Source organism: Tolypothrix sp. FACHB-123, from assembly GCF_014697075.1.
Lineage (GTDB): Bacteria > Cyanobacteriota > Cyanobacteriia > Cyanobacteriales > Nostocaceae > Aulosira.
Genome location: NZ_JACJRE010000078.1, coordinates 1 through 12,227 on the forward strand (window position 1 = coordinate 1; position 12,227 = coordinate 12,227).

The 12,227-nt window shown below is 40.8% G+C and carries 8 protein-coding genes and 1 tRNA gene; 7 read left to right on the forward strand and 2 right to left on the reverse strand.

The genetic code is table 11. From position 1 onward, the window contains the following. Positions 1-229 precede the first annotated feature (229 nt). On the forward strand, positions 230-643 hold the full coding sequence (locus H6G41_RS30205) for a hypothetical protein (RefSeq protein ID WP_190751526.1): 414 nt from the start codon (positions 230-232) through the stop codon (positions 641-643). 76 nt (positions 644-719) lie between these two features. On the opposite strand, the gene H6G41_RS30210 is transcribed toward H6G41_RS30205, so the two are convergent. Beyond that, positions 720-2,291 carry an alkaline phosphatase gene (locus H6G41_RS30210; RefSeq protein WP_190751528.1) on the reverse strand — a complete coding sequence of 524 codons (1,572 nt, stop codon included), beginning with the start codon at positions 2,289-2,291 and terminating at the stop codon, positions 720-722. A gap of 767 nt (positions 2,292-3,058) precedes the next feature. Here H6G41_RS30210 and H6G41_RS30215 point away from each other — a divergent pair. From H6G41_RS30215 to H6G41_RS30225, 3 genes are all read left to right on the forward strand, one after another. Beyond that, positions 3,059-3,610, forward strand: coding sequence for an NYN domain-containing protein (locus tag H6G41_RS30215; protein WP_190751529.1), 552 nt, complete (start codon positions 3,059-3,061; stop codon positions 3,608-3,610). A 149-nt stretch (positions 3,611-3,759) separates the two neighbouring features. Next, positions 3,760-3,831 (forward strand) — tRNA-Asn (locus tag H6G41_RS30220). A 23-nt stretch (positions 3,832-3,854) separates the two neighbouring features. Next, complete coding sequence (locus H6G41_RS30225; protein WP_190751563.1) at positions 3,855-5,048, forward strand: aminotransferase class V-fold PLP-dependent enzyme; 1,194 nt, start codon at positions 3,855-3,857, stop codon at positions 5,046-5,048. A gap of 218 nt (positions 5,049-5,266) precedes the next feature. Here H6G41_RS30225 and H6G41_RS30230 read toward each other — a convergent pair whose 3' ends face one another. After that, a complete protein-coding gene (locus H6G41_RS30230) occupies positions 5,267-7,462 on the reverse strand; it encodes a CHASE2 domain-containing serine/threonine-protein kinase (protein WP_190751532.1) in 2,196 nt (731 codons plus the stop codon). 458 nt (positions 7,463-7,920) lie between these two features. Between H6G41_RS30230 and H6G41_RS30235 the strand changes: the two genes are divergently transcribed. The 3 genes from H6G41_RS30235 to truB all read left to right on the forward strand — a co-directional run bounded on the left by H6G41_RS30235 (position 7,921) and on the right by truB (position 12,203). Next, positions 7,921-8,838 (forward strand): DMT family transporter, encoded by a 918-nt coding sequence (locus H6G41_RS30235; RefSeq protein ID WP_190751533.1) that lies wholly within the window; start codon positions 7,921-7,923, stop codon positions 8,836-8,838. A gap of 332 nt (positions 8,839-9,170) precedes the next feature. Then, positions 9,171-10,928 (forward strand): alpha/beta hydrolase, encoded by a 1,758-nt coding sequence (locus H6G41_RS30240; RefSeq protein ID WP_190751535.1) that lies wholly within the window; start codon positions 9,171-9,173, stop codon positions 10,926-10,928. Between the two features lie 402 nt (positions 10,929-11,330). After that, positions 11,331-12,203, forward strand: coding sequence for a tRNA pseudouridine(55) synthase TruB (truB, locus tag H6G41_RS30245; RefSeq protein WP_190751537.1), 873 nt, complete (start codon positions 11,331-11,333; stop codon positions 12,201-12,203). The last annotated feature ends 24 nt before the right edge of the window (positions 12,204-12,227 follow it).

Below are 12,227 nucleotides of genomic sequence, written 5' to 3' on the forward strand. Positions count from 1 at the left end.
GCTCGGCTTATGGATTTAGAAACTTTGAAAACTTCCGAATTAGATGCTTGTTAAACTGGCATTTTGATTGTTAGTTTAGCATAACAAGTACTAAAGAACCACAAAAATTAATAAAGATTTGCAAGAATTCTCTCAGGCTGATCGATAGGGAAGTTTTTTAAGCTAAATAAACTGAAATTACTGAATTTCAGTACTAATCACTAATTAACCAAATTTAATGGTGCATCTTATGGCTAGAAGAAAAAGAACTTCTCAAGTGCTAAAAAAAGCAGTACGTCGTGCAGCTGGTATACACTCAATCGATCCAAACTTAGATGTGGGTAATGGACTTAGTTTATATGCTTACTCAAATTTAATTGAGACAGTGCGCGATCGCGAAAATGCTTACAATTCTGCTCTTTCTGCTTTAGATAAAATGTACCGGGAAATGTTGGAAGCCGAGCAGCAGTTGGCAGATATGACAGAGCATATACTGATGGGCATTGGTGCTACATATGGCAAAAGCAGTGTCGAGTATGGTATGGCGGGAGGTATTCCGAAAAATCAACGCCGCAAGGGATTGCGCGGTGAGTCAGCAATTGTCAGTAATCAGCCAACTTCCATAATTGCCGATGTAAATGGTAATGGCAAAGTGAAAGTGTAGACTTGTTGACGGTTGACGCTTCACAGTTAACAGTCAACCGTCAACAGTCAACAACCAAAAGTCAACATTCCCAAATTTACGCCCTTTGTGCGCCTGGTTGACCGTTTTCAACGACAAAGGAAGCTAGGGTACTAATGGCAGCATTAGGATTAATAATAGTTGAAACAGCGCGGTAATCGCTCTGCCAGAGTTTTGGCGTTAGTTTGCAACGCACGTAACCGCGAGAAGCACCATCAAAAAATTTGGTGTGTGGATTGTCTTTGAGAGCTGCTTGCACTGGGGCGATAAACTGGGTGGGAAAATCAGAGGATATGGAAGTTCCTACGAATTCTGTACCAACTGTTGTTGAGAGTGGGTTGTTAAAGTCTGCTTTGAGATCATGTACCCAACTAGAATGGATATCCCCAGTAATTACTACAGGGTTTGCAGGGCGACGTTGTTGCAAAAAGTTAAACAATCGATTTCTTGCAGCTACGTATCCATCCCATTGATCCATGTTAAACAAGGCGATTTCGGGACGCCCATCAAAATCATATTCAGCTAACATAGTTTGTTGGGCAATGATATTCCAGCGCGATCGCGATTTATCTAATCCTTGGAATAACCACCGCTCTTGCTCTTTTCCTGTCATCGTAGCATTGGTATCAAAAGCTTGGAGACAACGAGGCTTCAGTCCGTCATCACAAGGTTGATCTGTGCGATATTGGCGGGTATCTAACACGTTAAATTCAGCTAAATCGCCAAAAGTAAACCGCCGATAAAGTTGCATATTTGACTTATTGGGCAGGGAAGATTTACGCAATGGCATATGTTCGTAGTATGCTTGGTAAGCATAAGCTCGCCGCATAATAAATGCTTCCCGACTTTGGTTTTCTTCCGGGATTAAATTAGCATAATTGTTTTCAACTTCATGATCGTCCCAAGTTACTATCCAAGGAAAAGCTGCATGAGCCGCTTGCAGATTTGCATCTGTCTTGTATAAAGCGTGACGGTTGCGATAATCAGCAAGGGAGAAAATTTCTGAACTATTATGTTGGCGTGGTTTTCCGGGTTCTGGGCCATATTCATAAATATAGTCACCAAGATGAACCACCAGGTCAAGTTCTTCTTCAGCTAGATGGCGAAATGCTGTATAGTAACCATTTTGCCAATCTTGGCAAGACACAAAAGCAAAGTTAAGTTGTTTGCTAGGACGATGAAATGCGCCAGCTGTGCGAGTTCTGCCAATGGGACTAAGTTCATTTCCGACGCGAAACTGATACCAATACCACCGCCGAGGTTCTAAGCCACGGACATCAACATGTACGGAATGTGCTAATTCTGGAGTTGCCAAAGCTTTACCTTTTTGGACAACTTTTCTCATATTTTCGTCTAGAGCAACTTCCCAGCGTACCACAACATTTGCTAATGGCATTCCCCCACCATTCAGGGGATTAGGAGCTAATCGAGTCCACAAAACAACACCATCTGGTAAAGGATCACCAGAAGCAACGCCAAGGCTGAAGGGATAGCCAGAAAATTTAGGTTTTGCAATTACTGGATTCCATTGGCTAGTTACAGCTAACCCTGTGATGAATCCTGCACCTAGCAAAAAGCTCCGTCTTCTGCAACGGTTATTTAATAGGTGAGTACTATTGATAAATTCCATATTGCTCCTCAAAAGAAAGTGTCTCTGCTTTTACAGGCGAACCTAACGATCCACAATCAAGCGAGGTTTAAGAGCGTGTTAATTTTGGCAGAAAATTGCACAATCTATGGTGAGGGGTGTTGATGGTTGACGGTTGACGGTGCTGATTAGGAGTTATGCAATTTAGAGGCGCATTATACTAATTTACAAAAAGAATGCGACAGATCATACATGTCAACTTAATGTGAAACCACACCAAATCCATAGCCCGCCTAATAAATGGGGCGTGTCATTTTGTTAGAGAACATCGGAGAGTTACATTGTCCGGGGTTGGAGTCCCGTATTAGAAAATGGCTCTTTAGTAGATCAAGGTGAACCACTACGCCTGAAACAACGGTTGATGGAAGTAGACAAAGCAGCTTCATAAACTACCCCAACCTTCGCTGTCTTTTGTGTTAGCTGAAGGTGTGAACTTCCGCTTTTACGGCAAAATATGTATTTTTTGACAAAGTTAATCCATGTCCAAATTGCACATTTTCACCAGTTGTAATTTGCCAACATGAAAACCTGAAATTGCCTAGCAGCTTAGTTCTTTGTCGAAAACTCATAATTCAACACCAACAATTTAAACAACTCAAAAGCGCCGATAAAAGGCGCTTTTCAAGTTTTTACATAATCCGATGCCACAACTTTAGATTTCTGTAACATAGTGTTACAAGCAATGCTTCAATTACTATATAAAGTTATGAACGAATTTTGCCAACTCTATATAACTGTGATTAAAAACCATGTCTCGTCCCTCATCCCCAGCCGTTTTATTAGTAGACGGCTACAATATAATCGGCGCTTGGTCTTGTCTCAAGAGAACCCGTGATAGTGCTGGACTAGAAGCAGCACGGGGAGAATTGGTGGAAACGATGACTAGTTATAGCTCGTTTCAAGGTTATGACACCCAAATCGTTTTTGATGCCCAATATCAAAATGCTTCTAGCAATAAAGTGATTATTACAGAGCTTTTATCAGTTCATTACACTGATTTTGGGCAAACGGCAGATACATACATTGAAAAGTTTTGTGCATCTTTACGCTACGAAATAGCACAATCACGAATTTCGCGCGTGATTGTCGCCACCTCAGATAGAGCACAGCAACTCATGGTACAGGGGTATGGCGCTGAATGGTTGTCTGCACAGCAACTCTGTGGCGAGGTGGAAATGACTGTTTGTCGGATGCGACATAAATATCAATCACGCAAAAAATCTAATAGCAGGTTTTTAGCTAATTCCATCGATGCCAAATCCCGTGAGCGTTTAGCTGAATTGCGGATGGGCTTGAAATAGGTCTTGCTAGTTAAGGTCTCTGCTCTAAATCCAGAATCAGGCCAGCCAAAATCACGAACTTCAGCTATCGAGTTGAGAACTAAAAAAAAAATTGGCGGCGGTACTTGCCAAAACCTATTTATTACTTTACTATTATAAATCGTGAGCAATCCTCAGTAGCTCAGCGGTAGAGCGATCGACTGTTAATCGATTGGTCGCTGGTTCGAATCCGGCCTGGGGAGTTTTAAAGGATAAAAGGTGAATGATGAAGGATGAAAACAAAAATTTCAAACTTCATCATTCTCATTTTCAGGAGTTGTGGACTCTAGATCCGGGGATTACATTTTTAAATCATGGGTCTTTTGGGGCTTGTCCGAAAGCTGTGTTAGCAGTTCAGCAAAAATTGCGATCGCAACTCGAACAAGAACCACTACGTTTTTTTGGGAGAGAATGGGAACCACTAATAGATAATGCGAGAAATCAACTAGCAGAATTTGTTGGTGCGGATAGCCAAGATTTGGTATTTGTGAATAATGCCACCACTGGCGTTAATTCTGTATTGCGCTCTCTCACATTTTCGAGTGAAGATGAAATTCTCACCACAAACCATGAGTATAACGCTTGCCGTAATGCCCTAGATTTTATTGCGAGTCGTACTGGTGCGCGGGTAGTTATAGCCAAGATTCCCTTTCCCATTGAATCGCCACAGCAAGTAATCGCAGCAGTCATGGAGCGAGTTTCCCCAAATACGCGATTAGCGCTGTTAGATCATATTACTAGCCAAACTGGGTTAATTTTCCCGATTCAGCAATTAGTGCAGGAATTACACCAGCTTGGGATAGATACGCTCATAGATGGCGCTCATGCTCCAGGAATGATATCGCTGAACTTGCGGGAAATTGGCGCAACTTATTACACTGGGAATTGCCATAAATGGCTATGTGCGCCGAAGGGAGCCGCATTTTTGTATGTGCAACGGGATAGACAATCCCAGATTCGTCCATTGACAATTAGCCACGGTGCAAATTCAGCAAGAACCGATAAAAGCCGCTTTCAATTAGAATTCGATTGGACTGGTACAGACGATCCTACCGCTTATATGTGCGTCCCGGATGCGATCGCTTTTATGGGTTCCTTGCTACCCGGCGGTTGGAATGAGTTAAGACAGCGAAATCATCAGCTAGTTTTAGAAGCAAGACAGTTACTCTGTCAAGCCTTAGAAGTTTTACCACCTTGTCCAGAAGAAATGATAGGTTCTATGGCAGTTATACCAATGTCCGCTGCTTTAGAAAACCGCCATTTTATGACTGTACATGATGAATTATTTGATAAATTTGGCATTCAAGTACAAATAGTACCTTGGCATGAATCGCCAAAATTACTGCTACGGATATCAGCACAAATTTACAATACCCTGGAACAGTATGTATATTTGGCGAATGCACTGAGGGAGTTGTAATTCGATTTGACTGTTGACTGTTGACGGTCTACTACTTCTCTTAAGATACAAGGTTGGGTTGAGGCTTTGCGTAGGCGCAGCCTTCCTGTAGGGTAACCTAACGCCCGGATAAATGTTGGGTTACCCTACGGGAAGCCGCTCCGCGTCTACGTTCCTCAACCCAACCTACGCCTAATACTATACTCCCATGCCCCATGCCCAATGCCCCATGCCCAATTTTACAAACTTTCCAAAGTATTCAAAACTTCGCTTGCTGACTGATATCTTTGTGTAAAGTCCATGTGTACCATTTTATCGATGACTTTGGCAAAATCTTTGGTAGTTTCCCCTATTTCCCACCAATATTGCCAAACTTGCTCGCCAGTTTGAGATTCAACTTGGATAATCACTGTACCCGAATTCACATCTCTGCGAAATACTTTAGGATACATACCAGTTAAAGCTTGAATAGCAATCATCCCTAATGCATAAATATCACTATTAATTGTTGGTTGACCGCTCATTTGTTCTGCTGGTGCATAACCAGGAGTACCAATGGCGATAGTTTGGCTGTCTTGTTCTTGCGGTTGAATCTGCTTGACTGCACCAAAGTCGATTAAAACAATTTTGCCATCGGCTTTGCGCCTAATTAAATTACTCGGTTTAAGATCCCGATGAATCACACCGTAACCGTGGATAAATACCAGCACTTGCAAAATTTCTTTGAGGATGGCTATAACTTCAGCTTGTGAAAACCGCTTACCGGGGGTGAGTTCATCAGAAAGCGGATTCCCAGAAATAAATTCTTGTACTATGTAGAACTGCTGATTTTCCTCTAAGAAAGCTAATAGATATGGTATTTGCGGATGTTTACCTAAAATTTCTAAAATTTCGGCTTCCGTCTTAAACAAGCGTCCCAAGATAGTTAAATATTCTGTATCTTGGTTAGCAGGACGTAACTGTTTCACCACACATTGAGGATTACCAGGACGCTTGATATCTTCTGCTAAATAAGTATAGCTAAAGCCACCAGCACCTAAATTATTGACGATTTTATAACGCTTATTCAGGACAATACTTGGTGCTAGTTCTTGAGTCTGTGAATAAACAGTATTTACAAGTCTTGTTGCTTGTTGTGTATTGTACTGATTATTTGTTGTTAGAGCTTGCAATTGGGCAATCAATTCTTTTTGCTCTTCAACTCGTTGCAAAATGATTGCTTGCTGTTGCTTAGTTTGATAGGCGCTATAGGCTAAAACGCTACCAGCTGCAAAGATTAACCCCAAACTAGGAGATACAACAGGAAACCAACCAGCTTGGGTAAAAATGACAAAATTACTCCCAAATAAGACTAACAGGGTTGTTCCTTCTGCTAATCCTAAGCCTAGCGGATGCTGAATGCGCCAAGCGATTAATCCACCGATTAAAGTCCATCCCCAAATCCAGACAACTTCTCCCCAACCAGGTAAAAACCAAAATAACGGCTGTTTGTTGAGGACAACACTCAAAATTTGACTGACGCTGTGAGCATGAATTTCTACTCCTGACATTTTGCCAGAAATATCTGACTTGCCACTAGTGTAAGGTGTATTGAAAATATCATTTAAACTAGGTGCAGTAGAACCAATTAAGACGATGCGGTCTTTGACTAATTCTGGTTTTACTTGATTTTCCAGGAGTTCTGTAATTGTTACCTGCTGAGCAATTGCACGGGAAGAACGATAATTAAGCAGGATTTGATAGCCATTGGTATCTGCTTTTTGATAACCGCCAATGTGAGGTTGTAAAGGCTTAAAGACAATATTACGTAGTTTTAGTTCTCGGTTAGGGGTAAATTCTGGTTGAATACCTCCTACTGCAAGATATTTCAGTGCTAACTGTAAACTTAGGGAAGATACACTTTGACAAGGATCGCTCGCATCTGTACTCACTGATAAAAGATTGCGGCGAATTACCCCATCAGTATCTTCGACAACATCACTAAATCCAACTCTTTCGGCTTCTACTCCTGTGGGGGGTGGTGTTCCGGGATTTCCAGAACTTGAGGTATCTGAATGTTTGCAGATGGGGACGATAATATCGCTCTCTTGTAGGCGTTGGAGTAATTTATCGTGACCTGGTTCTACAGGTAAATCTCGGAAAATATCTAGGCCGATGGCGCGCGGTTCATATTCCTCAAGTTTACCTAGTGCTTGGTCTAATATTTCACTAGAAAGCGGCCAGTTCCATTTTTGCAGGTCTTTTTCCCCGACAGCGACAATTAGTAACCGCGGATCTACCCCAGGATCACTGCGCATTTGCATCATTTGGTCGTAGATTTTTAGTTCTAGCGGCTCTAAAACTCCAATTTTTTGAAATCCTACCAGTAAAACTGCGATCGCTGCGCTCGAAATCAGCGCTGGCTGTGTGAATAAATTTTTGAAATTTACAAACATATTATTATTGATTAGAGATAAGTATTTTTTATACTAATTTTTGTTAATAGAATTTATTCCATGTCATTTACAACTTGTAAGAAATTGCTCAACAATTGTAGTCAATCCTTACTTCTGCCTTCTAGCCTTATATGTAGTGGGTATTACCTAGCATATAAGGTTTCTGGTGGGTATTATCTCTGTGTTCTCTGTGAACTCTGTGGTTAAATAATACTAATTCAAATAATATTGGCGACAGATTAATACATTCTAGAGGTCATGGCAATGCCATATCCTTACCGCCGCATTTCTTTTTTAAATTGGTATAAATTATTTTTGAACCGCAGAGGACACAGAGGCGCAGAGAATATAAGAGATTTTGATGATTCAGACAATATTTTTCTCTAGTCCCTAGTCTCTAGCCTCTAGCCCCTATTTTTAAGCTAGATAAAATCTATAATTTTATCTTTAGCTTAACTATGCATCAAAGTTCTGGTCGCTGGCAGTTAGGGCTAGCTTTATCACTGTTAACAGTATTATTGTGGGGAATTCTACCGATCGCACTTACTGTCGCACTCCAAGCACTTGATGTCTATACAGTAATTTGGTTTCGGTTTTTGGTGGCGTTTGCTTTGTTAGCTGTGTATTTAGGGCTACAAGGTAAGTTACCAACTCTAGCACAACTGCGTTCTGCTTCAGGGCAATTATTAGCGATCGCGACAATTTTTTTAGCGCTGAATTACTTTTTGTTTTTGCAAGGTTTAGCACTCACATCACCCGCTAATGCGCAGGTAATTATTCAATTTTCTTCAATTTTTTTAAGTTTAGGCGGCTTAGTAATTTTTAAAGAACGCTATCAGATTTATCAATGGCTAGGAGTCAGTATATTCACGATTGGTTATGTTTTATTTTTTCACGAACAACTCACCAATTTAATTACATCCCAAAACAAATATCTTTACGGTAGTAGCTTAATTGTGTTAGGAGCAGCTGCATGGGCAATTTATGCTTTGGCGCAGAAACAGTTATTACAATCACTATCTTCTGCACAAATTATGCTCATTGTCTACGGTGGATGTGCTTTTTTATTCACACCTTTTTGTCAAGCGCAAGCCGTTTTAACGCTGAGTAATTTGCATTTCTACACATTACTTTTTTGTGGCTTAAATACTCTCATTGCTTATGGTGCTTTTGCAGAATCATTGGCACATTGGGAAGCATCAAGAGTGAGTGCCATATTAACAATAACGCCGATTGTCACTTTAATTGCAGTCTGGGCTGTCTCAGTAATAGCCCCTGGGCTAATGCTACCAGAAAGATTTACATTATTAGGAATTACAGGGGCGGTTTTAGTTGTTACTGGTGCAGCAACAATTGCTTTAGGAAAAACTGAATAATCGCGATATTTTCAGAGTTTTTACTGGCTATTAATTGTAATAGATAAATCATTGGTTCAAAGCTACATTAGAAATACTGAGGCAAGGTATTTTTTTCTTTGTTATGATTTCACAGTAAGCGTCAGCCAATTGAGTAAATCTTTTGCTAACTTGATATTTTTAATATCAGCACGGCCTTGTTACATTTGATTGTTCGCACTGTAACAAAGAGATTCATACTCATAAAAAATACATAGTCTTGAGGCGATTAATATTAAATAACCTTACCAGGGTGTCTAAATAACTACCAAAGCCAACGCCTCGTGCAACAACATCACCGAAACAGTTGAGCGATGATTAGTTTGTTTGGTAATTGGGCCAGCACCCTGGTAAAAATTTTGCTATTGCTGGTTCTGTCAATAGTGCTGTCAATATTTGGAATGAGTAATTCTGTATTAGCAGCAGAACAAGTTTATGGCTCTTATTCAGCCATTAAACTGGCGATTCCGATCGCGTCTTTAGAAAACTATGCCCAAACTGGTGTAATTGATGACAAGTTAGCTATTTATCAACAGTATCTACCTGCAAAACAATTCCAAGAATTACGGCGAATTTTATTGACGCCGGTGAAGGTAAATCCGGTTGTGGTGTCTCAATTTCTCTATACGCCACAAGGAGAATTTCTTCTCCAACGGTTAGCAACCGCGATCAAATCGCGATCGCCCCAACCACAACCGGAATATCAAACTTTGCGATCGGCGTTTATTTCTGCTGCTGGGGAACCTGGAGGACTCACTCTCTTAAATTTGTTACGTAAATATCCCACCAACAGCATTAATATCGATTTAGCCCAGAGCATGGGGATAGCTGGAGAATTAGAGCAACTCATTGGTGAAACTAGCCGCGCGATCGCGGAAGTTAGCAAAAAGTCCTATCTAGAAGCGACTAACCAAGAGCCAGTAAATTTCTCACAATTACCAGATTTACGACAACAAGGACAATTTAGCGTGCAGCAATACACCCTAAATTACTCCGACTTGTCACGACGTAGGGAATTGCTAACTGATTTATATGTTCCCCATGTCGAAAGTCCTGCACCTGTAATTGTTATTTCTCATGGTTTGGGTACGGATAGCAGCAATTTTCGCTATCTCGCCAATCATTTAGCTTCCTATGGATTTGCTGTAGTTGTCCCCAATCATTCAGGTAATGATAAGGCTAATAACAGCACAGTAGCAGCTGAATTTATCGACAGGCCATTGGATGTGAAATACATCCTCAATGAACTGGAGAAGGCGAATAAATCAGATTCCCGGTTTGGAGGTTTGTTAAATCTGCAACAAGTGGGAGTGTTGGGTCAATCTTTAGGTGGTTACACAGCTTTAGCCTTAGCTGGTGCAGAGATTAACTTTGCCCAACTACGCAAAGATTGTCAGCCAGAGATACTGCAAGATACTTGGAATATCTCTTTACTGCTGCAATGTCGCGCTTTAGCCTTAAATAAGGAGTCAGTCTCTAAAGTTAATTTACGAGATGAGAGAGTCAAGGCTGCGATCGCAATTAATCCGATCACTAGTTCGATTTTTGGTAAAGCAGGTTTGAGCCAAATTCAAACTCCTGTAATGCTGGTTGGTAGCAGTGATGATACCGTTGCACCAGCCTTATTTGAGCAAATTTTACCTTTCTCCTGGTTTGCTAATTCCTCCAAATATCTAGTGATGCTGGTCGGTGGAACCCACTTTTCCACCATTGGGAATGGGAATAGGGGAAATGAGGTATTAGGAGATATTTCTCCAGTAATTGGCGACAATCCAGCGGTTGCGCGTCGCTACATGAATGCTTTGAGTTTACCTTTCTTTCAAACTTACGTTGTCGGTACATCACAATACTCTTCCTACCTCAACGCCGCCTACGCTCAAGCTATCTCCAGTCAGCCTCTGAGTGTCAGTTTTGTGCAGTCTCTCACTACAACTGAATTAGCACAAGCTGTAGACACCGAAACCAGAGTCGCAAAGTTAGCTCTGAAAAAATCACCCAACTCCATAGTTAATTTTGGGTTTTGGATGTTGGATGTGGGGGTTACACTACTGCATGTGGTAATGTTTCTGTGAATCTCAGCAAAATCTGCTTCTAGAGAAGATTTTGTTCGTAAATCTCATCTTTATTCCAATTTATTCCATGATTACTGATTACAGATTGTCGTCAAGGGTGGTAAATTCACCCTTAAAGACGTATCTGTCATTGGTCATTGGTAATAATTTCAAATTTATTTACTTGTTCTAAAATAGTTTTTTTATACTTTTTTTGATAAATAGTAGGATTGTAGGACTTACGCCAGAAATCGCTAAAACTCTTATTCCTCTGTGTCTTCTGCGGTTTAATTTTCCTTTACCTCACATATAATTTTGGCACAGGACTATAGCGCAACCCCACAGAGAATTGTTATGATAACTTTCTCGAAATTTTGTTGAAAAGTTTTGAAACTGCGGCTGTCCTCAAATTTTTAATCTATTGTGCAAGGTTTTTTAAACTTAAACAAACCATTTGATTGGACTTCTCATGATTGTGTGGCGCGGGTGCGAAAACTCCTGCGCCTCAAACGTGTGGGACATGCAGGGACTTTAGATCCTGCGGCTACGGGAGTATTACCCATCGCCTTTGGTAAAGCCACCAGATTATTGCAGTATTTACCAGGTAATAAAGCTTATCAAGCTACGATTAGGTTTGGTTTACAGACGACAACCGACGATTTACAAGGGGAAATTATTACCTCTGCACCTTGTCCGGAATTGAGTTTAGCAGAGATAAACGCTATATTACCGCAATTTATCGGAGAAATTCAGCAGATTCCACCAAATTACAGCGCGATTCAAGTTGATGGTAAACGTCTCTACGATTTAGCACGGCGCGGCTTACAGGTAGAAGTTCCTGTACGGACTGTAGAAGTGTTTCAGATAGAAATATTAGCTTGGCGAGAAGGGGAATTTCCCGAATTAGATATAGCGATCGCCTGTGGTAGTGGTACATATATTAGAGCGATCGCTCGCGATTTAGGTGCAGTTTTACAAACTGGTGGTACACTCGCCGCCTTAACACGCACAGTTAGTAGTGGTTTTGAGTTAACAAATAGTATAACTTTGAGCGATTTAGAAACTCAACTGCAAACAGGAACCTTCCAAGCGATCGCTCCTGATACCCCTTTATTACACCTACCTACAGTAATTTTACCCCCAGTATCTGCGCACAAATGGTGTCAAGGACAGCGAATTCCTGTAAACCTTGATATTGGTGACACAGTTAGAGTTTATGAACAAGAAACTCACTTTTTGGGAATTGGGCAAATAAAGGAGCAATTGTTGATTCCCATCACTGTTTTGCATAATTGAAACTTTTGTCAGCTAACAGGGAAT

Coding starts and splice junctions, on each gene's coding strand:
- H6G41_RS30225 (WP_190751563.1), top strand. CDS start 3,855: ATGAAGGATGAAAACAAAAATTTCAAACTTCATCATTCTCATTTTCAG.
- H6G41_RS30235 (WP_190751533.1), top strand. CDS start 7,921: ATGCATCAAAGTTCTGGTCGCTGGCAGTTAGGGCTAGCTTTATCACTG.
- H6G41_RS30210 (WP_190751528.1), bottom strand. CDS start 2,291: ATGGAATTTATCAATAGTACTCACCTATTAAATAACCGTTGCAGAAGA.
- H6G41_RS30205 (WP_190751526.1), top strand. CDS start 230: ATGGCTAGAAGAAAAAGAACTTCTCAAGTGCTAAAAAAAGCAGTACGT.
- H6G41_RS30230 (WP_190751532.1), bottom strand. CDS start 7,462: ATGTTTGTAAATTTCAAAAATTTATTCACACAGCCAGCGCTGATTTCG.
- H6G41_RS30240 (WP_190751535.1), top strand. CDS start 9,171: ATGATTAGTTTGTTTGGTAATTGGGCCAGCACCCTGGTAAAAATTTTG.
- H6G41_RS30215 (WP_190751529.1), top strand. CDS start 3,059: ATGTCTCGTCCCTCATCCCCAGCCGTTTTATTAGTAGACGGCTACAAT.